This is a genomic window from Streptococcus sp. 11-4097 (assembly GCF_018215285.2).
Taxonomy (GTDB): Bacteria; Bacillota; Bacilli; order Lactobacillales; family Streptococcaceae; genus Streptococcus.
Map to the genome: position 1 here is coordinate 1,909,543 of NZ_CP185262.1, position 17,942 is coordinate 1,927,484.

The following is a 17,942-nucleotide window of genomic DNA, read 5'->3' on the forward strand; positions in this document are numbered from 1 at the left end:
CAGTCACAAGACCGCTTATTTTAATAACTGATTTTTTGCTTTTTCTTAGGCTTGGTCGTAGCACAAGCCCAATGCGCAAGCAAAGCGCTATCCATCAAAGAAATATCCATATCGTCAAAGTGAGATCGATAACCAAAACCACCATTTGAGCCAATATTCCGCTTGTCGCAGTTAGTGGCTACTTTTGACAGCGATGGTTGACCAGCATGACAGATGGTTTTCTGATAAATCCCCTGTTCCCAAAGAGCATTGGCCACGATGATTTCTTTCACCGTCGGTAGAATCACGTTCTTGATTCTATAGTCCTTCAACTCTTCGTCCAGGATCTTTTGCCCACTTGCGCCATCGATGACAATCTGAGCCACGTCGGATTGACGCAAGAAAGCAACCATCCACTCATTCCCATTGCGAACGGATTGACAATCGACTGTTTCCACAAAGAAACGGCCATCCTTGGTCCGTGCAGCAATACTCAATGCCACGTTCGTTCCATCTTGGCCATACTTGATCCCAACAGACAGCTTGCCAGACAATTCTGGTACATCATCCACCTTGAGCTCATTCCACTCCGTTTCAGAAATAGCAGATTTCTGGTTGTAAGTTGGCCAAAATCCCAAACGTTGGATATTATGGTCTAGCTTATCCTCACCAAGCTCTGCCTCAATCTTACGCTCATTTAAGTGGTATCCCATGGATGGATTGGAATTATACCAAGCTTCCACATCGTCAATTTCCTTTTCATCAGAAACAGACCACTCAGCCCAGCCAGAATACTTCCCTTTCCCAAATAGACATGTCTCACGATACTTAGTAAAGACCGTTCCACTTGATACAGGTGTCGGAGGTGTTCCACACATGATTGTGATAGGATTCTCACTATCCGTAACCGTGTATTTCAAAGCAGATTCTTGCTCGGTCGTGTACTCCTGAGCCTCGTCAATAATCAGCATGTCAAATCCTTCACCAAGACCACCATTTGATGTCCTAGTACGAAATTGGATAACACCACCCGTTGAATAAAGTTCGATTCTCTCTTGCCCTTTGGCTCGAATAGAATTAAAATCCTCACCATCCACATACCCCATTTTCTCAAGATATCGTTTCACCTTCTCGAAAGAGGCATGAGATGTGGAAATTCTGTGGGCAGTATGTAGGATATTTAATCCTTCATGTAGCCCCCAAATTTCACCAATATATAGGATTTCAGATTTACCATTACGACGAGGGATAGAGTAGCCAAACTTCTGATGCACCCAAAGACCGTTCTTGTCAACAGCCATCATAGGCAGTAAGAGATTTTTCTGCCAGGCATAGCAAGAAAGACCAGTCCGTTCGTAAAGCTCAATCGCTTCTCTAGCTCTTGAATTTTTCTTGACGTATTTTAAAATCACCGATTGAGTAGGATTCTGATTGCCAAGTTTCTTCCTCGCCATTCTAATTTCCTTTCAATCGTCATCGCATGATAACCCTATCGCTGGGATAATTTAATTGATCACGTTCAAAATATAATTTTTAGCAACATCCAGCATTCCTAATGCCTGCAAACTACTTTCCCAGCTATAGCCAAGATTTATCTCACCATCTTTATCTAAAGAAACCACCAGCACCGAAGTGTAGCCATGGCTAGCCTCAAGATTTTCTTCCAAAATTTCTTTCACGGAAGCACCGCGCTCAAGACTAGACTTTTTCTCTGAAAAATCAATTGTGTTTCCCATCGTTACTCCTTTCTAAGCATAATAAAAGCACCCTTTCGAGTGCTTCAAATTTCTTATTTTCGGTCCGAAAAGAAATCAGCCCAAAATGGATTCTCTTTATCAAAGATTTCAATCTCTTCTGAGCTCATATTATGAGGATAATCTTCAAAAAGGTTATAAAACTTCTTCTTATCAAATGTAATTAACATCAACCCTCTAGCGAACCAGGCTGTATCAACCCACCAAACTATATCACCATCATTTTCTTTATAGCAATATTCAGACCAATTCACTTCTTCATAATCATCTTTCACGACCCTCAGCCCCCTTCATTTGTTTAGAATCTGCAGTATTGATAAAACTCAATATCTTGTGAAATTCAGGGTTATCTTTCAATGAGTTCACATCAATAAGATAGCTATTTGCATCATATCTTCTCCCAGCTACACTGTGAGACTTCTGACCTTTGAATCTCTCTTTCAGAACAATGTTGTTAAACGGCTTAAAACCATTTAACGTTCTTGATTGAAGTTCCAAGTACTCGAAACGACCTTCGCTTTTCCTTATGATTGCTGCATGACTCCCTGCTGCCAAGTAGTATTCATTTCCACTTTCTACTTTCTCCAACAATTCTTTTACTGCAGTAAAATCATTTGTATGTTTAGCAACATACATTTCAACTCCTGGAAGGCTACCAATCATTTTAATCCTACTATCTCGAGAAAAGAAATCACAACTCTTTCCTCCTCTAAAATCTAGGACAGTATAGCCACCTTTGTTCCCAATATAAGCAAATGCTGCTGACGAACAAGATCCTCTTGTCTTGTCTCCACCACTAACAGCTTCGATTATTTGTTCCTCAGTCAATTTTTTACGGCTTTTTTTGATAGGATTTGAAGAAATTCCGTTCTGTAGCGCTAGCTTTCTCACTTCGCTCATTTGAGAATTTTTATTTATATCCTTCCTTGCTTCAATTTTATCACTTTCATCTTTTTTTCGCCAAATTTTCTTCCAAACATCCTGAACTTTTCCGTTTTTAGGATCATAGTCTACAATACAACGACAATGCTGATGTCTTCTATAAACGTCCTTCGGAACTCTTGGATATTTATAATTCCCTTGGACTTCTTGACACCACTCACAACAATGAAAATACGATTTTCGGACAATCTCAGGTTGCAATCCAGACTGATGATGAAACTCCGCATTTTTCTGGATACTATCATCAATGATTGATTGAGTGAAGTTCACAATAGGTTCACCTAGCAACCAACTGACATCTTCAAAGTTGTCCTCAGATGCAAAACGATTAACAATACCAGCAATTCGATCTTGATTCAATTCAGGAATTTGAACTTTTAGACCGATTTTCGCTTTATCATTCAAATTCTTCTGGACATCACTAGCATAACCACTCACAATCTCGTGATTCCGTCCTAGCACGTCCGTCAGCAAGCGCTGAGCGATATTGTAATACATTTTACCATCTGGTAGTTTATCGGCGCTTATAGAAGCTCCTAGAGTCTTAGAAAGAATTTCACCAATTTCAATCGCAAACTCATTTGCTGTTTTGTAATTGGCTTTTTTTGCCTTCAATGTAGCAAAAGCATTTCTGACAATCTCACTCTTACCGAAATCTCGTTCAAACTTCTCCTGAACCTCTTGCAAGATACCAGGTAAAACATCATTCTCCATTTGAACCATCCTCGCTTATCACTGGCCTAGCAGACATGTCTCCTGCAATACCAGTAAGATCTCGAATTGTTTCTGCGTTGATGTAACCAGGTAATGCCTGATTCAATTTCACAACACCATCACCAATCATGGTCATCATATTAGCATCAGCTTCAAATAAAGGTTCCCATTTGACTGTTGTTCTTACGAATTGACTTCTCGCATAATGAAAATCATCTCTCAAACAAGCAGCAACATAAGCGACATTTAACAATCCAGCACCTAGTGAGCGCTGAGCCTTTCGACCAGCTAAACGCAAATTCTCATGACTTGCTTTGATGGCTTCCACAGATGATGGATTGTCAGACACAAAGCCCAAATCATCCAAAGTCAAGCCCATTTCGCCAGCAAATCCAGCAGCGGCTGTTCTCAGCTGTTCAGTAAACGGTGACATGCTAGCTGTAGTAAACTGTCCAACGCTCGGCTTCTCACCTTTATCGCTTGAAGAAATCGTCAGTAAGCTTGATACAGTAGCTTTCCATTTCTCCATAGGTTCCGCATCAGGATCAAGCCCAAGAATGTATTTCTGTGGCCACGAATAGAACTCTGCTGTAATATCAGCTCGCTCTAAAGTTCGCTTAGCATATTTCTGATAATACATCCCAGCCCTGGTAATTCGCGACCTACCAAACGGACGAACCGCATCCGGACGATGAATGACTGGAACCAACAAAGGGATACCAGTTTCATTCACAACCGAGTATGGTCTACCATCTTTCGAAATGAAGTGAGTAGCATTAGGCTCAAAGTAGGCTTCAAGCGTTGGACGATTGTAATCATCACGAGCCAACACCGCATAACCTTCCACAAGCAGTCCAGTAATAGGATCAATGACACCAGTTGCATTACTTGATTCAATGACTTGCAACCTCACCTCATCATCTTCACCCTTCGAAATGTAGACGAAACTACACGAACCAATCAGCGCAGCTAAAATAGCACTATCAAAGAAGATATCAGGATTGTTCCGATTAAAGATTTCTGTAACATTAAAATCATCGTTAGCAAATGCCCTGAAAATCAAACGATCTGCAAGACTATCAACTCCCTTTGCAGCCCAACCAAGAACAGCTTGGTACTTCACCCTGATATGTGGAGGAATTGTAATTCCTGTCGGTGATTCATGGTATTGCATTGCATAATGCTTGTACCTCAGATTAACTCTACTCCGATAGAGAGTCAACTTTCTCCTGAGATAGTCAATTCCTCTTAATTCCAAACCGTTCTCCTTTCTTGTGATGATTTGGCGCGAGAAAAAATGTACAGTGACGGCGTGAAGCCCTCGAGCGCCTAGTGGGAGGGAGATACCCCCCTATCCTCTGCTAGGACTTACTTCACACATATCTGTTATTTTTTCAAATTCTAAGCATTCATTATTATTTTTGATATTTTTAAAAAATAATATAATTTTTCTTTTTTTGGCTTCTTCAAGCTCTGTACTTTGTCCAATCTCTTGACTGTGGCAGGTTGCGATTGCCTACAACAGTAGCATTGGCTGACCTATCGTCAGCATATAACTTATCAGACTTTTGTCTGTTGCATTGCCAGTGGGCTAACTGCAAGTTTTGAATATCTGATGGATGACCGTTGCGATTGATTGGAATAATGTGGTCAATGACCGGACTTAATGGATGTGGGTACCTCAAGGATTTGTCAACTGGTAGTCCACAAATCCCACAAGTATTTCTTGTTTTGAGAATAATATTTTTATTCTTTTCAAAAGCAACTCTGTGAGGACCGCTCCGGTCCGGTCTTTCATGGGTGGTATTCATCTTCGGAGGGGCCTTTCTTTTTAAGAGGTAGGGGGTTAAATTTTTATGATGTAGGGGGGGAGGTTTTTTAACTTCTTACACCCTCGTATATTTAACATATCTTATATTCTGTTAAATAAAATCAACATCCTTAAACATCAATCGTAGCAAGTGCTTACATCTATTTTATTAAATACTAATTTACATTTTCTCAATATGTAAAATAAATAGTCATTTAATAGCTAAAATTCATCATTGAATCATCCAATTCATCCTGCTTAATACCTATATAATCAAGTGTAATATCTGGTGATGAATGGTTAAATAATTCCATCAAGATTGCTACATTTTGATTTCGTCTGTAATGATGATAGCCAAATGACTTTCTCATGGAGTGGGTTCCAATATTCTTCAATCCAACATGTTCAGCTGCTTGCTTTAAAATTTGGTAAGCAGCTACTCGGCCTATGTGAGTTATCCGAACTCCATCCGTCCTGACTTTCTTTTTGCTAGGAAATAGATAGTCATATCCTTGTAGCTCATTCGTTTTAATGTAATGATTCAAGGCCTTTCTTAATTCCGGGTTGATAGCAAATCTCTTGACTTTACCAGTTTTCTTTTCAGTAACCTCGATTCTATCACCTGTCACTTGTTTCACTTGGAGAGGTATAATATCGCTGATGCGCATTCCAGAATATAGACCGCACATAATCAGAACATAATTTCGCTCACTTTTTGATTTTAAAAAGTCTTTCATTCGTTCAATATCGTCGAGTTCACGAATAGGTTCTACTTTTTTCACGATACCACTTCCAATCCACAAGAAAAGGCAGGGTGTGCCTGCCTTTACAATAATTTCATAATATAATTTTAGCACACAAAATCGTATATTTACTCTTGACTTACTCCGCTTTTACTCCAAAATTGCGACCTGTTCACCATTTCGATAAATCTCTGCAAATGCTAATAAAGCCTTACTAAGAATTTCATAATATGAACTTTCTGAAATTGCAAGCTCATTGTACACCGTCTCGTCTTTTTTTTGATGCCAAACAAGATACTTCTCGTATATGATTTTACGATAAAAAGGATCATGTAATTTGCTGACAGCCTGTTCTATCGCATCTAGCTCTAGCTCTGCATCAACTTTGCGAATTGCCAATTTCTCAACTTGACTATTTTTACCACTCGATGGATTTCGTGGCGTGAATGAGTAGGTCGTGGTTACTCTCTGACCATCTGTATCATTTGCTACACGACGCCAGTGAGGATATCCCTCCAAAATTTTCTTGGCATTTTCTTTTGTTTTGGCTTCGTTTATTTCTGGAAAAAAAGGCATCGCTCACCTCGTTTCTATGCCGTTTATATTTTACTCATGATTTGTAATCACACCACCTGCTCCATTGACAGTAACCCAGCCATGCTTCTCTCTGGCTTCTGCTTCTTTCATACGGATAAGGTTGTCTGTGATTGAGTCTGACTTAGCTTTGTTAGCTTTGGCTTCACCTTCTGCTTTGATGATCCCAGCATCCGCTTCAGCTTGTGCTTGAACCTTCTTAGTATCCGCTTCGACCTTAGCTTTTTCCTGTTCCTGTTTAGCTGTGTCAATTTCCTTCTGTTTGACAGATTCAGATTTGATTGCTGCTTCAATCTCATCTCCTGCATCCTGATCAGTTATTGTGAATGAAACAAATTCAAGATCATAAGATTCAAATTTTTCTTTTAGCGCCTTGTCAATCTCTTCATAGACTTCTGTCCGTTTATTTCCAAGAATATCGTAGATATCATAATTACCTGTAACAGACTCAATCGCTCGCTGTACTGCTGGAGATACTACACTATCATTGACATTTTCCAAAGTCGTATAATTTGAGAAAACTGTCATAGCTTTCTCTTTATTTACTCGATACTTTACATCAATGTTAGTATTCAGCCATTGACCATCTTTGGTCTGAGTTGTGATTTTTTCCATCGTCTTCGTCTGAACTGAAGTCGAAAGAGTATAGACGGTATCGATGAAAGGAATTTTAAGATGATAGCCTGTTTGTAGGGTATTTTCTTGAACACCTCCGATCGCACTGACCTTTACTCCAACCGTATTAGCTGGGATGCGCTTCACGGCCGTGAGACGAAAAATTCCAAGTGAAGTAATAGCAACAACCGTGATGATGCCACCTTTTGCAAGTTTTGTAAGTTTAGTTTTCCCTGTTTCGTGATCGTATTGTGTAAACATTGTTTTTACTCCTTTTTTTAAATCATTTTTCCTTCAAATACTAATGTAATAGTCCCTGTACCATCTCTGTGCTTAGAGACCAAAGCACGACAATCTGAACCGTATTCAACACCATCAATCGTGATGCTACGCTTTATCTTGTCAACGTTGATGATGGATCCATTTGATGTCTTAATTCTCATGTTCCATCTCCTCAATCAGCCAATCCAGATTTTTACGTGCCTTTTTCAAGTCTTCAAGACCGTTTTTCTTTTGGTGTCTTAGTAGGTATTTTAAGCTATTACCTAAAAAGAAGCCTTTCAATTGTTCTGGTGTCATGAAGTTCCTTAAAGCATCTATGGACTCCATACCGTACCGACCTTGGTAGTGGCTTGGATTGTTTACATTGTCAATTTTTTCTAGGCTCATAACATCACCTCATCTCCTATCTCAATATTTTCAAATCGTTCTTCACTCACCACGAACACATTCCCGTTAACCGTGATTGTAAACAAACTTCCGATTTTCTTCTTAGCTTCAACCTTGCCAGTAATCTGATATTTACTATCAGCATGATAGACTAGCAAGGGGTTTTCTCGTTCGTCTATCATTGACCGCTGCATGAACAATAGGCAAGTAGTAAGCAAGGCATAGCCAATTAAGAAGCGTTTCATTCTTCCACCTCCTCAAAGCGCCCATCTATTTCGGGGTTTATTTCTTTTGAAAATGGGATTTTTCTTTTCTTTTTTCTTCTGCTTGTGATATTCGCTATCTTTGTTAAAGATAATATCTTCATCTTCAATAAGTTCAGGAATGAAGTGTCCAGATGGGTATCGTCCAGGTCGTTCCATCACTCCACCTCCTCGATCTTGATTCCTGGGCAATCGAATACCCAGCCGAAATCATGCGAAACTACTTCTTTTTCCGTGAGTTTATAGCACTTTTCTGAAAAATTAGTGCATTTTGTGAAAAGCAGCACTACAGGAGAAAAATGTCCGTATTTATCTGCTAAGTCAGCATTTTGGTTGACAAGATATAAGTCCCCGTCGTTTCGGTTTAGAAGTGTAATTTTGTATTTTTTCTCTTTCTCGACCTCGTAGCCGAACTGGTGCATGTTAATTAGAATTTTTAAAGCATCCTCAGTTTCAAGAAACCATTTGCAAATAGGCATATTAGTATTATTTCGATAATTGAGTACAAGCCGTTCTAAAACAATATAGAACTCATCTACAACGTCTTCATACCAATCCGCCACCAACTGCGGAATCACTGGTTTATTCAATTCTTGCCGAATCTTATCAGCATCTTTCAGTTGCTGACCAGCCCATTCTCCCTCAAATTTACCTTGCTCGTAGCCTTCACGCCTTTTTGCATGGCTGAAATCCTGTTCAAATTCACTCATGATAGCCTTTAGCCAAACTTCACGGTCATGCAATGGCAATTCTCGCAATCGAGCTAGTATGTTTTTGACATAGCGAGGTGCTTCGTCTGCGTGACCTGTTTCTGGTTCATCTAGTTGCTCCAAATCTTTTAAAAAATTCTGACAAGCTACTCTTGCTCCAATGTCATATAAAGCATTTTCATATTTTTTATATTTCTCAATCAATTCCTGTACGCCCATTAAAATTCCTCACTTTCAATTTTTTTGATATCAACAACATCTTCAAAATATTCCTTTGAACACCAATCATATTCAACGGATTTCCTAATAAATCTTTTTTTATAAATACAATGCTCTATGTATGCGATTGGAAATAACAAAGCAATAAAAGGTGAGCATACGATTAAAAATAAATAAATAGCAATTGCACAAACTCTTGAATCTGCAATGTATTCATAAAAATCTACTAAATCTTTTATTTTCTTTAAATGCCTGATAAAAATAATATAGTTTTTTCTTTTCATCCTTCACACCTCACTAAAACGGCAAATCATCATCTGAAATATCCATAGGATTTGTTGTCCCAAAACTTGGTGGCATCTGGTTTTCCATGCTTGACTGGTTCGCAGAATTATCCTTCTTTTCAAGCGTTTGAAAACCCTCGGCTACTACTTCTGTCACATAGACACGTTGTCCTTGCTGATTATCATAGCTACGAGTCTGGATGCGACCTGTGATTCCCACAAGAGCGCCTTTTCTGACCCAATTTGCAAAATTTTCAGCTTGCTTGCGCCACATGATGCAATTGATGAAGTCAGCCTCTCGCTCTCCGTTTGCGCCTTTAAAATTCCGATTGACTGCAAGGTTGAAAGTCGCAACAGCAACATTTGACGGCGTGTATCGCAATTCTGGATCACGAGTTAAGCGTCCAATTAACACCACATTATTGATCATGTTTAGTCTCCTTTAAAAATTCTTTATATACTTTCTCAAAAATCTCAATCACAAGTTTTTGAGGAATGTTCGCTCTCTCGTTGTATGATTTTGAGAAGTTCTTCCACTCTATATCCTGCTTGATAATCTTATTCTTTAGATTAAGTTCAATATTGCTTCCAAAAATCGTCCGTTTTTGTAAAGGATAATCATAATTATTGTATCTAGCTAGATTTTTGTATGGAATTCTGAATCCAATAATATCCTCAATGTATGGCCACAGTCTATCAGCTGCTGGATTCTCAATAACCCAAAATTGTGGTCTATATCTTTTTATGATTTCTATTGTGTTGAAAGCTGTTAGCTCCCCATTGATCCTTTTTAAAAATTGCCTGTCGTACTGATAATTTATATAGGCTGACTCGTAATCCTGATTTGCCCTGATCGTGAATGGTGAAGGTCTTACTTGTGGAGCGAACAAGCTATCAGACACATCATTGCGTTTCCAACACGCATTCCCATTTTCCATGGCAGAGGCATTTGACCAGGACTCGCATGGTGGACTAGCAATAATCAAGTCAGGTTTTGGTAATTTGTCTAACTCACCAAAGAGCGTATTGTCACCAAATAAACGTTTGTAATCAGCAAGGTCCAGATTCATGAAATGATTGTTCTTGTTTTCTATATCCATTCCGATTGAATAGATTTCAATATTCGCCCCCCCCCGAACTATTCAGAGAGTTAGCGCCATTGAAGTAAGAACCATTTCCACTATCAAAAAGCGCCCAAACTGTCATTTTTTTAATGATCAATACCTCCTAAAATAACTTCAACTGCTTCTCATAAGCTTCAAGTCTATGTTGAGCAAGATTGAAAATAGCTTGATCAAGCTCGCAACCGACATATTCAAAACCCAACTCCTGACAAGCAATTAAGCTACTTGCTGAACCGACGTGAGTATCAAGTATTTTATCGCCTTCTTTTGCGTAAGTTTGCAATAACCAAATGTATAGGTTGACTGGTTTTTGAGTCGGATGAATTCTAACCTCATTCAATGCCTTATTTCCTTGCTGAATATGACCTTCAGATATTGACTTGCCTTGCATCATACCATTCCACATATAGCGAAACAGACGTGTACTATCATGTAAGCTGCAGTATGCTATCTCACAATCTGAAAAACTTGATTGACCATTAACCTTGTCCCAAACAATGCGACCAGGACCAAAAGAGTAGTCGAAGTAGTTCACACCCCAAATGATTTGATTTTTAGATACCCTGAAAAGTTCATCAAAATAATCTCTATTTGGAATTTGCCACTCTGAGATTTTGCCATACAGTCTATTGACACCAATCGGACTAACTTTGCGACCATAGTATTCTCTTTTTTCTGGACCAGAAAAATAAGGTGGATCAACAATAGCTAGGTCGAAGTAATCATCAGGATATTGTTTCATGATATCCATACAATCGTTGTTAAAAAACTCTCTCATCAATACCTCCTATCCTTCATCCCAGCAGGATACACAAAGCACCTGCCTGTCGCTCCTTCAAAGATACGACTTGATAAAGCACCGTTGCCGAAATCATCCGAGTAAAGCTCTTTAATCTCTTCACTACTCAAATTTGTGTTGATAATCGTATTGGTCCGATTATCCAGGATCTTGAACAATATCTGATGCGCCCACTCATTCCGCTTCGTATCAGCCTTGCGACTCTCTTTCCCAAGGTCATCCAAGAAAAGAAAATCAACCTCAGACAATAGCTTGACCATCTTAGCTTCTGAATAGCCATTGTCAAACTCAAAGCTTTCACGAATCTTATCAAACAAAGCCACAACAGACACAAAGAGCACGCTTTTAGGTTCATCATAAGACTTAAATTGCTCATTGAGAAATCTAGCAAAGCCATAGGTCAGATGACTCTTACCAACACCAGAAGGCCCAGTGATGATAGCATTTCCAGTCTCACCTTTCGCATAACAACGCTCCAACCGCTTCACAAAATTCATAGCATTTTCATCAATGTCAACTCGAATCTCATAGTCATGTAGCGACTTGCTGGCCAGCTTAGTTGAAACGATACTATCACGAGCAAAGACTTCGTAAGTATCCGATAGCTTGCTTTTAACCTCAGATTCCATATTTAGTTGCTTTTCAAAACGTCGGATATTCTCTTTCTCGCATTCAGGACATTGACTGATTTCCTCAACCTTCCCATTGACAGGAATCTTAACCGACCAAAGATGGCATCCATGGATTTCACAGACATCGTCAAGAACTGTTCTAGTTTTGAATTGTTTAAACTGTTTCATCTAAAATCCTAGCCTTTCGTCAACCTTGTTTTTTTCAGTTAAATGCTGACTCTTTAAGGCTTTTTGTAAGTATTCTTCAAATTTAGATGCCTTAAAAAGTGTCGATGGTCTGAGGTATTTCGTCATATCTTTATCCTTCTGCCAATCTGGTACACCAACCTTGTGCATCCATTCATCTGTCTTGTCTTTGATGACTAATTTCAAATCACTTACAGAATATCCTTCGTTTAATCTTGCATCAATAAGTTTTTGAGTAGATTTATTAGTAGCTCTGAAACTTGATTTGGTCATCTCGTTTAAATACGAGATAATTTCTTTATAAATCAACAATTTATTATTATCTATATCAGTCTTTCTAATATCAGTCTTTATTGTTTGTACTTCTTGCGTATCCAGAGCGGTATTCTCTACGGTTCTGGACGGTATTTTTTTCGGTTCTGGAGGTTCACGCTTGATAATTTTTGGACCAAGGATATAAAGTCGATTTGGCTTAGTCAAGCCCTGACGTTCTTCCCTCAACAAACCTGATGTAACAAGTTCCTTTTTAATCTTGGTTACCGTTTTCTCCGAACAACCCAACTCTTCGCAAAATTCAGCCGTTGTAAAATACATAAATACTTGACCATTTCGATCATGCCACTTAGACTCCAAAGACAAGTCCAAACGATTATAAAGCAAGGCGTACATTATTTTAGCGTTGTTTGATAGCTTTTTATAAGGCTCCTTAAAGAGCCATTTAGGCAATTGAAAATATTGAAATTTTTCAACTTCATTTTTAAAATAAGTCTCAGCCATCTTCTACTCCTCCACACTTGAAAATTTTGTGTATTCTTTGTGAAAATACAACTTCACTGTACCAAGACTGCCGTGCCGGTTCTTTTCTAGGATCAGCTCCGTCACATTATTCGCTTCTTGACTGTCAGCTTGCTCTTTCTGATAATAGGCATCACGATACAAGAATGCTACAATATCAGCATCTTGCTCAATCGAGCCTGATTCTCTCAAATCTGCTAACATCGGACGCTTGTCTTGTCTCTGCTCAACCGCCCTACTTAATTGCGACAAAGCAATGACAGGTGCTTTCAAATCTTTTGCTAGTATCTTCAATTCCCTTGAAATTTCAGAAACAATCTGCTGACGATTCTCGCCTTTCGACCCAGTGATCAACTGCAAGTAGTCAATGATAATGACTCCAAGACCTCCCATTTCCTGGGCAAGTTTACGAGCCTTTGACCGTATCTCAGAGATACGAATACCAGCCGTATCATCGACAAAAATAGGAGCGTCATAGAGATTCCCTTGTGCATGCACTAGCCTACTCCATTCCTCAACACTCAGATTCCCAGTTTTGAGATGATACCCTTCTACCATGCCCTCAGATGCTAACATCCGCTCAATCAAGCTTTCCGCCCCCATTTCAAGCGAGAAAATAGCAACAGGCTTTTTCTCTTTCACAGCGATGTACTGAGCGATATTCAGAGCTAACGCCGTTTTCCCCATTGCAGGACGAGCAGCAAGGATGATAAGGTTGTCCTCATGAAGACCAGTCGTAATCTTGTCCAGTCCAACGAACCCAGTAGATAGACCTGTCACAACTCCATCTGTCTGAGAGCGAGTCTCGACCATCTGCATGTGTGTATCAAGGATATCAGCCACATTACGAAATCCAGTACCCGTATTTTGATTGCTGATATCAAGCATGGATTTTTCAGTCTTTGAGATGATGTCACTGATTGATACATCTCCTTGATATGCGCTAGAAAGAGACTCTGACAAATCAGTGATTACCTTTCGGAGCGTAGCCTTTTCTTTTACGAGCTTAGCGTAGTGCTCCACATTTTTGGAAGTTGGTGTGGAGTTCACTAACTCGACAACATAATTTATGCCACCAATTTCTTTAATCTGCCCCTGATTTGTAAGAGCAGAAACCATTGTCGTAGCATCAATTGGCTCGCCTTTTTTAAAGAGAGACAACATTGTCTTAAATACAATCTTGTTGGCTGGTTTATAAAAATCTTCAGGAACCAATTCATCGGCCAATGAAATGATGGTATCAGGTGCGATAAATACCGATCCAAGAACAGACTGCTCTGCGACTAGATCATGAGGTAGTATTCTAAAATCTTCACTCATGCGCTATTCCCCCAATATTTTTCTAAATCCACATTCATTACTGCAGCAAGATTCTTTTGCTCGGTTAGGATTTGACGACGATAGGGGGCAAGACCAGCTTGTCGCTCCTCCTCGCTTCGTGGTAAGTAATATCCATTTGGCTTCATCTTCTTAGCCACGATAGGGTGGCCAAAATTGACACGCAAGCTTTCAATAGTCTCCTCCAGCTTACGCTTCGATAGTCCGGTTTCTAAGCGGATTTCACTCGCTTGAATGGGCAAATCGAAAGTAGCACAATTTATAATCATGTTTAACACACGTATTTCCATCTCGCTCATGTCACGACTAACAGTCATGTCTTTGCCCTCCATTTTCTAGGATTCTGGCGAAAATCTATCGTCATTTCTTTGTAGATCAATCGCCCATTTTCTTCTAAGAGATTCGCATTTTGTTTTCGTAGAATATCATTGTTACCTACTTCTTCCAGATAATCATGAGCGAGCCTGTCATAATCTTCGATACATGTTCTAAAATCTTGAGGAACATCCTCAATCGTTGAAGGAAGTCCGACAGGTGATTGGGTGTCATAAGTTGACTTTCTGTCACACTTTTTCAAGTTACTTCGTGCAACTTCTCTGAAATCTTCTGCTTTTTCAATGATGACTACTGTCTTCGGTTCAACTGTTGATTCGTTTTTACTTGTAAAAATCATCAGAATAAACAACCCAATGAAGATAGTCAATGCGCCTAGTAACTGGCTTGTAATTGTAGGTTCTGTCATTTTTCTTCCTTCTATTTTTAAATTACTAAGTGCGACTGCACAAAGTTATCCAATTCATTTTTATCAATTCTTTTAGTTCCGTCTATCTTATATAGATTCAAACCCATTCTTAACCATTTTCTGATAGTGTTAGCACTACAGTCGGCATAATTTGCTGCGCTTTCGATAGAGAGCCATCGTTTTTCTGTTGTCTCATGCTCTAACAATTCTTCGAATGAGTCTTTGAATTGAGCTCTTACAACTGAACGGATACTATTTTCAAATTCTTCGCTAAGAATATTCACAACAGCCTCCTTATGTGATATAATTCAGTTAGTTATTTTGATATGCGCCTGACTTCTGTTAGGTGCTTTTTTGTGCTACTCAATCCCATAATCTTCAATAACCTGAAGAATGAAACTGTTCGCTCGTGGACCTTTTGTCGTCCCACTTAGAATATTTGTTACTTCCTGTCGTTTAAAGCCATAAGCGACCGCTAGAGTTGTTTTTTTTATTCCTTTCTCTTTCAAGAAAGTATTAACCTTTTCACGACCGTTTGCGATATCTGGCATAAATTTCTCCTTTCTATTTCTTCTTTCCTTTTTGCTATAATATAAGCAGAAAGGAGGTGAGTATATGGACACAAATCAAATTTTGATAACTTTTTTAACTTCATGCGTCCCTGCGTTTCTTGTTTATCTCGCAAATAAACATCAAACCGATTCCAAAATAAAAGAATTAAAGGCACAATCTGAAAGCGAATTACAAAGACTTGAAAAAGAGCATGAATTGAAACTGGATGCCTTAAAACAAAGCCAGCAAGTAGATATCACTTCAAAATTTTTCACAGGTGAACTTGATATCAATAAACTTACTCAAGCAGTTAACGGAATCACAGAACTTCAAAAGGCTGTAGATAAGCTATCAAAATAATTCGATGAAAGCGGAGAACTTACTCTGCTTTTTTTAAAATTTTCAAAATTATTGAAATCCCGCCAACTAATCCAGCTAGATACCCTCGTCCATAATCAGTAGTTAAGAATTTCAATAGTTCAATTATTTCTTCTTCCTCCATTTCCTACCCTCCCTCTCTATTTATTTGTAAATAAGAAACAACTAAATTTTTAACTATTTTTTATCTTTTCGCTTGACTTTTTTTAGATGTTCGTCTAAAATGAAAGCATAATAAAAACACTAATAAATCTATAAATACCGTTCGCCAAAACATTTTTATAATTTATTTCTTAGTTGTTTTTTTAGTTGTTAATTACTTACAAATACTATTTTAGTCGTTCGTCTAATTTTTGTCAAGTGTTTTAGACGAAAAAATAAAATATTTTTTTGTAATGCTTCAGAAAGGTTGATGTATCAATGTTTGAGACATTCGAAAAAATTAAAAGTTTAGCTAAAAAACAGGGAATTTCTCTAAACACTTTAGAAGATAGGGTTGGTTTGGGAAAAAATTACATTTACAGTCTTAAAAATAAAAAGACTCCATCTGCTGAACATATATCCAAAATCGCAGACTACTTCAACGTATCTACAGACTACTTACTTGGTCGTACAGATAACCCCAACATCGCCAACTCAAAAGAGCAATTCTTTTTTGAAGGCAAAGAGGTAAATGTTGAAGAACTCGCTTCAACTGCTATGCGCTTCAATGGTAAGCCATTATCAGATGAAGATAAGAAAGCAATCCAGAATATTATCGAAATTTATCTACGAAAAGGATAAATAATTTATGACAGAAAAGGAATTAGCCTACAATCTAGGCATCAAAATAGAGGTCTTTGAAGATGTCTTATTTCCTGATGAAGCATTTTATATTCCTACTTTAAAAACAATGTTCCTTAGCGACGCAATCTCTGAAGATAAGAGGGTTCAAGTCGCTCTGCATGAAATAGGGCATCGCAACCACTCGACAGATATTTACGAAAATTTCCGTGAGAGATGCGAGCTGGAAGCAAATCGCAACATGATTCATCATCTCATGAAAGCAGAACTAGATATCGCTGAAGATACTAGCACTTTCAATTATTTAGCATTTATGGAAAAATACAATCTAAAAACTATAGCTGATGAAGTTATGGTTAAGGAAGAGTATTTAGCACTTGTAGGATAGGTAGAAAAAATATGAAAATAGGAATGAGAAAACCAAGTCTAACTAAAAGCCTAAAAGCTAGAACTACTAGCAAATGGAAAAGACAAGCCAAAAAAGCTATTATCCCTGGCTATGGCAAGAAAGGGATGGGATGGATAAAAAATCCCAAGAAAGCCGTGTATAACAAGGTCTATCATAAGACAACATTTGGACTTTCTGATTTACTGAAACCGTCTAAAAAGAGAAAGAAAAAAGTAGTTACAAACAAACAACAATCTATTTTGTTATCTAACGGTAAAAAGCAACACACTCCCAAAGAATATAAAGAAGCTGGCATTGTGCTAATGGTCCTAGGTGCAATTTTCTTATTTTTATTTCCGCCTCTCGGCTTCTTCTTGTTCATTACAGGTTTTATAAGTTACATTATTGGCCGTTTAACAGCAAAGCGAGAGAAAAAGAAGAAAGTTGAAAATTACAGTCCACAGATTGATACAATTGTTTTCCGAGAAGACTTCTTGTTAATGGGAACAAATTATCATAAAGAAGAAGCTGAAGCTGCTGCTGATTTTCTTTCCAAGGGTGTCCATTATTTTGGAAAAGATAATAAATCTTTGAAATCTTATATGCTCGAAACATATAAACCTGTTTATAAATACAATAAATTAAAAACAGTAGATGTTCATCTATTGCCAGAACCATCGAATCCTCATGACAAGAACGCTGTTCAGGTTTTAGTAAATAATATTTTTGTTGGATATATACCAGCTTCTATTGCTTCACAAATTTCATCGTACATAGCGAATTCAAATTACAGATACGATGCAATCCTTACTGGTAGGGGTGGACCATACAAAACACTAAACATCGAAACCGAGAGAGTTATTTCTCGTGAAAAAGAATTAACGTATTATCTAGATTTAACAGTATGGCGCCTAGCCAAAAAATAAAAA

General features: G+C 38.2%; 29 protein-coding genes and 1 pseudogene. 4 read left to right on the forward strand and 26 right to left on the reverse strand.

What is annotated here, in order from left to right:
- Positions 1-20: 20 nt before the first annotated feature.
- The 25 genes and pseudogenes from KB197_RS09345 to KB197_RS09465 all read right to left on the reverse strand — a co-directional run bounded on the left by KB197_RS09345 (position 21) and on the right by KB197_RS09465 (position 15,463).
- Complete coding sequence (locus KB197_RS09345; protein ID WP_212573636.1) at positions 21-1,433, reverse strand: terminase; 1,413 nt, start codon at positions 1,431-1,433, stop codon at positions 21-23.
- 51 nt (positions 1,434-1,484) lie between these two features.
- On the reverse strand, positions 1,485-1,715 hold the full coding sequence (locus KB197_RS09350; RefSeq protein ID WP_049529798.1) for a hypothetical protein: 231 nt from the start codon (positions 1,713-1,715) through the stop codon (positions 1,485-1,487).
- Positions 1,716-1,768: 53 nt separating this feature from the next.
- Positions 1,769-2,008: a DUF7675 family protein gene (locus KB197_RS09355; protein ID WP_212573637.1), complete on the reverse strand. Its 240-nt coding sequence runs from the start codon at positions 2,006-2,008 to the stop codon at positions 1,769-1,771.
- Entirely contained in the window at positions 1,998-3,389 is a 1,392-nt protein-coding gene (locus KB197_RS09360; protein WP_212573638.1) for a hypothetical protein, read from the reverse strand. The genes KB197_RS09355 and KB197_RS09360 overlap by 11 nt, the downstream gene beginning before the upstream one ends.
- Positions 3,379-4,647 carry a phage portal protein gene (locus KB197_RS09365; RefSeq protein ID WP_212573639.1) on the reverse strand — a complete coding sequence of 423 codons (1,269 nt, stop codon included), beginning with the start codon at positions 4,645-4,647 and terminating at the stop codon, positions 3,379-3,381. The genes KB197_RS09360 and KB197_RS09365 overlap by 11 nt, the downstream gene beginning before the upstream one ends.
- 208 nt (positions 4,648-4,855) lie before the next feature.
- Positions 4,856-5,200: an HNH endonuclease gene (locus KB197_RS09370; protein WP_212573640.1), complete on the reverse strand. Its 345-nt coding sequence runs from the start codon at positions 5,198-5,200 to the stop codon at positions 4,856-4,858.
- A gap of 214 nt (positions 5,201-5,414) precedes the next feature.
- Positions 5,415-5,981, reverse strand: a complete 567-nt coding sequence (locus KB197_RS09375) for a site-specific integrase (RefSeq protein WP_212574043.1) — start codon at positions 5,979-5,981, stop codon at positions 5,415-5,417.
- Between the two features lie 111 nt (positions 5,982-6,092).
- Entirely contained in the window at positions 6,093-6,518 is a 426-nt protein-coding gene (locus KB197_RS09380) for an ArpU family phage packaging/lysis transcriptional regulator (protein WP_212574044.1), read from the reverse strand.
- 30 nt (positions 6,519-6,548) lie between these two features.
- Positions 6,549-7,412 (reverse strand): prohibitin family protein, encoded by an 864-nt coding sequence (locus KB197_RS09385; RefSeq protein WP_212574045.1) that lies wholly within the window; start codon positions 7,410-7,412, stop codon positions 6,549-6,551.
- Positions 7,413-7,429: 17 nt separating this feature from the next.
- On the reverse strand, positions 7,430-7,594 hold the full coding sequence (locus tag KB197_RS09390; protein ID WP_212574046.1) for a hypothetical protein: 165 nt from the start codon (positions 7,592-7,594) through the stop codon (positions 7,430-7,432).
- On the reverse strand, positions 7,584-7,820 hold the full coding sequence (locus KB197_RS09395) for a DUF3310 domain-containing protein (protein WP_212574047.1): 237 nt from the start codon (positions 7,818-7,820) through the stop codon (positions 7,584-7,586). Before KB197_RS09395 ends, KB197_RS09390 begins: the two co-directional genes overlap by 11 nt.
- Positions 7,817-8,065 carry a DUF1372 family protein gene (locus KB197_RS09400; RefSeq protein ID WP_212574048.1) on the reverse strand — a complete coding sequence of 83 codons (249 nt, stop codon included), beginning with the start codon at positions 8,063-8,065 and terminating at the stop codon, positions 7,817-7,819. The genes KB197_RS09395 and KB197_RS09400 overlap by 4 nt, the downstream gene beginning before the upstream one ends.
- A 12-nt stretch (positions 8,066-8,077) precedes the next feature.
- Positions 8,078-8,242: a hypothetical protein gene (locus KB197_RS09405; protein WP_212574049.1), complete on the reverse strand. Its 165-nt coding sequence runs from the start codon at positions 8,240-8,242 to the stop codon at positions 8,078-8,080.
- Positions 8,242-9,012 carry a DUF1642 domain-containing protein gene (locus KB197_RS09410; protein WP_212574050.1) on the reverse strand — a complete coding sequence of 257 codons (771 nt, stop codon included), beginning with the start codon at positions 9,010-9,012 and terminating at the stop codon, positions 8,242-8,244. Before KB197_RS09410 ends, KB197_RS09405 begins: the two co-directional genes overlap by 1 nt.
- On the reverse strand, positions 9,012-9,296 hold the full coding sequence (locus tag KB197_RS09415) for a hypothetical protein (RefSeq protein ID WP_212574051.1): 285 nt from the start codon (positions 9,294-9,296) through the stop codon (positions 9,012-9,014). Before KB197_RS09415 ends, KB197_RS09410 begins: the two co-directional genes overlap by 1 nt.
- A 13-nt stretch (positions 9,297-9,309) precedes the next feature.
- On the reverse strand, positions 9,310-9,726 hold the full coding sequence (ssb, locus tag KB197_RS09420; protein ID WP_212574052.1) for a single-stranded DNA-binding protein: 417 nt from the start codon (positions 9,724-9,726) through the stop codon (positions 9,310-9,312).
- Positions 9,716-10,502 (reverse strand): annotated as a pseudogene (locus KB197_RS09425) (DNA methyltransferase). The gene ssb and the pseudogene KB197_RS09425 overlap by 11 nt, the downstream one beginning before the upstream one ends.
- A gap of 21 nt (positions 10,503-10,523) precedes the next feature.
- Complete coding sequence (locus KB197_RS09430; RefSeq protein ID WP_212574054.1) at positions 10,524-11,198, reverse strand: DNA methyltransferase; 675 nt, start codon at positions 11,196-11,198, stop codon at positions 10,524-10,526.
- Positions 11,198-12,019, reverse strand: coding sequence for an ATP-binding protein (locus KB197_RS09435; RefSeq protein WP_212574055.1), 822 nt, complete (start codon positions 12,017-12,019; stop codon positions 11,198-11,200). Before KB197_RS09435 ends, KB197_RS09430 begins: the two co-directional genes overlap by 1 nt.
- Positions 12,020-12,814, reverse strand: coding sequence for a conserved phage C-terminal domain-containing protein (locus KB197_RS09440; protein ID WP_212574056.1), 795 nt, complete (start codon positions 12,812-12,814; stop codon positions 12,020-12,022).
- Positions 12,815-12,817: 3 nt separating this feature from the next.
- On the reverse strand, positions 12,818-14,152 hold the full coding sequence (gene dnaB / locus KB197_RS09445; protein WP_212574057.1) for a replicative DNA helicase: 1,335 nt from the start codon (positions 14,150-14,152) through the stop codon (positions 12,818-12,820).
- Positions 14,149-14,487 carry a hypothetical protein gene (locus KB197_RS09450; RefSeq protein ID WP_212574058.1) on the reverse strand — a complete coding sequence of 113 codons (339 nt, stop codon included), beginning with the start codon at positions 14,485-14,487 and terminating at the stop codon, positions 14,149-14,151. Before KB197_RS09450 ends, dnaB begins: the two co-directional genes overlap by 4 nt.
- A complete protein-coding gene (locus KB197_RS09455; protein WP_212574059.1) occupies positions 14,484-14,912 on the reverse strand; it encodes a hypothetical protein in 429 nt (142 codons plus the stop codon). Before KB197_RS09455 ends, KB197_RS09450 begins: the two co-directional genes overlap by 4 nt.
- A gap of 17 nt (positions 14,913-14,929) precedes the next feature.
- Positions 14,930-15,196: a helix-turn-helix domain-containing protein gene (locus KB197_RS09460; RefSeq protein ID WP_212574060.1), complete on the reverse strand. Its 267-nt coding sequence runs from the start codon at positions 15,194-15,196 to the stop codon at positions 14,930-14,932.
- Positions 15,197-15,271: 75 nt separating this feature from the next.
- On the reverse strand, positions 15,272-15,463 hold the full coding sequence (locus tag KB197_RS09465) for a DNA-binding protein (protein ID WP_212574061.1): 192 nt from the start codon (positions 15,461-15,463) through the stop codon (positions 15,272-15,274).
- Positions 15,464-15,527: 64 nt separating this feature from the next.
- Here KB197_RS09465 and KB197_RS09470 point away from each other — a divergent pair, with 64 nt between their 5' ends.
- Positions 15,528-15,824, forward strand: a complete 297-nt coding sequence (locus tag KB197_RS09470) for a hypothetical protein (RefSeq protein ID WP_084868160.1) — start codon at positions 15,528-15,530, stop codon at positions 15,822-15,824.
- Between the two features lie 19 nt (positions 15,825-15,843).
- Here the strand turns inward: KB197_RS09470 and KB197_RS09475 are convergent, their stop codons facing one another.
- Positions 15,844-15,966, reverse strand: coding sequence for a hypothetical protein (locus KB197_RS09475; RefSeq protein WP_421127633.1), 123 nt, complete (start codon positions 15,964-15,966; stop codon positions 15,844-15,846).
- A 296-nt stretch (positions 15,967-16,262) separates the two neighbouring features.
- On the opposite strand from KB197_RS09475, the gene KB197_RS09480 reads away from it, so the two are divergent.
- The 3 genes from KB197_RS09480 to KB197_RS09490 are packed head-to-tail and all read left to right on the forward strand — an operon-like array spanning position 16,263 to position 17,939.
- Positions 16,263-16,625 carry a helix-turn-helix transcriptional regulator gene (locus KB197_RS09480; RefSeq protein WP_212574062.1) on the forward strand — a complete coding sequence of 121 codons (363 nt, stop codon included), beginning with the start codon at positions 16,263-16,265 and terminating at the stop codon, positions 16,623-16,625.
- A gap of 7 nt (positions 16,626-16,632) precedes the next feature.
- Complete coding sequence (locus KB197_RS09485) at positions 16,633-17,013, forward strand: ImmA/IrrE family metallo-endopeptidase (protein WP_212574063.1); 381 nt, start codon at positions 16,633-16,635, stop codon at positions 17,011-17,013.
- Positions 17,014-17,036: 23 nt separating this feature from the next.
- Positions 17,037-17,939: an HIRAN domain-containing protein gene (locus KB197_RS09490; RefSeq protein WP_421127635.1), complete on the forward strand. Its 903-nt coding sequence runs from the start codon at positions 17,037-17,039 to the stop codon at positions 17,937-17,939.
- The last annotated feature ends 3 nt before the right edge of the window (positions 17,940-17,942 follow it).

Coding starts and splice junctions, on each gene's coding strand:
- KB197_RS09345 (WP_212573636.1), bottom strand. CDS start 1,433: ATGGCGAGGAAGAAACTTGGCAATCAGAATCCTACTCAATCGGTGATT.
- KB197_RS09350 (WP_049529798.1), bottom strand. CDS start 1,715: ATGGGAAACACAATTGATTTTTCAGAGAAAAAGTCTAGTCTTGAGCGC.
- KB197_RS09360 (WP_212573638.1), bottom strand. CDS start 3,389: ATGGAGAATGATGTTTTACCTGGTATCTTGCAAGAGGTTCAGGAGAAG.
- KB197_RS09370 (WP_212573640.1), bottom strand. CDS start 5,200: ATGAATACCACCCATGAAAGACCGGACCGGAGCGGTCCTCACAGAGTT.
- KB197_RS09380 (WP_212574044.1), bottom strand. CDS start 6,518: ATGCCTTTTTTTCCAGAAATAAACGAAGCCAAAACAAAAGAAAATGCC.
- KB197_RS09385 (WP_212574045.1), bottom strand. CDS start 7,412: ATGTTTACACAATACGATCACGAAACAGGGAAAACTAAACTTACAAAA.
- KB197_RS09390 (WP_212574046.1), bottom strand. CDS start 7,594: ATGAGAATTAAGACATCAAATGGATCCATCATCAACGTTGACAAGATA.
- KB197_RS09395 (WP_212574047.1), bottom strand. CDS start 7,820: ATGAGCCTAGAAAAAATTGACAATGTAAACAATCCAAGCCACTACCAA.
- KB197_RS09400 (WP_212574048.1), bottom strand. CDS start 8,065: ATGAAACGCTTCTTAATTGGCTATGCCTTGCTTACTACTTGCCTATTG.
- KB197_RS09405 (WP_212574049.1), bottom strand. CDS start 8,242: ATGGAACGACCTGGACGATACCCATCTGGACACTTCATTCCTGAACTT.
- KB197_RS09410 (WP_212574050.1), bottom strand. CDS start 9,012: ATGGGCGTACAGGAATTGATTGAGAAATATAAAAAATATGAAAATGCT.
- KB197_RS09415 (WP_212574051.1), bottom strand. CDS start 9,296: ATGAAAAGAAAAAACTATATTATTTTTATCAGGCATTTAAAGAAAATA.
- ssb (WP_212574052.1), bottom strand. CDS start 9,726: ATGATCAATAATGTGGTGTTAATTGGACGCTTAACTCGTGATCCAGAA.
- KB197_RS09430 (WP_212574054.1), bottom strand. CDS start 11,198: ATGAGAGAGTTTTTTAACAACGATTGTATGGATATCATGAAACAATAT.
- KB197_RS09435 (WP_212574055.1), bottom strand. CDS start 12,019: ATGAAACAGTTTAAACAATTCAAAACTAGAACAGTTCTTGACGATGTC.
- KB197_RS09440 (WP_212574056.1), bottom strand. CDS start 12,814: ATGGCTGAGACTTATTTTAAAAATGAAGTTGAAAAATTTCAATATTTT.
- dnaB (WP_212574057.1), bottom strand. CDS start 14,152: ATGAGTGAAGATTTTAGAATACTACCTCATGATCTAGTCGCAGAGCAG.
- KB197_RS09450 (WP_212574058.1), bottom strand. CDS start 14,487: ATGACTGTTAGTCGTGACATGAGCGAGATGGAAATACGTGTGTTAAAC.
- KB197_RS09455 (WP_212574059.1), bottom strand. CDS start 14,912: ATGACAGAACCTACAATTACAAGCCAGTTACTAGGCGCATTGACTATC.
- KB197_RS09465 (WP_212574061.1), bottom strand. CDS start 15,463: ATGCCAGATATCGCAAACGGTCGTGAAAAGGTTAATACTTTCTTGAAA.
- KB197_RS09470 (WP_084868160.1), top strand. CDS start 15,528: ATGGACACAAATCAAATTTTGATAACTTTTTTAACTTCATGCGTCCCT.
- KB197_RS09475 (WP_421127633.1), bottom strand. CDS start 15,966: ATGGAGGAAGAAGAAATAATTGAACTATTGAAATTCTTAACTACTGAT.
- KB197_RS09480 (WP_212574062.1), top strand. CDS start 16,263: ATGTTTGAGACATTCGAAAAAATTAAAAGTTTAGCTAAAAAACAGGGA.
- KB197_RS09485 (WP_212574063.1), top strand. CDS start 16,633: ATGACAGAAAAGGAATTAGCCTACAATCTAGGCATCAAAATAGAGGTC.
- KB197_RS09490 (WP_421127635.1), top strand. CDS start 17,037: ATGAGAAAACCAAGTCTAACTAAAAGCCTAAAAGCTAGAACTACTAGC.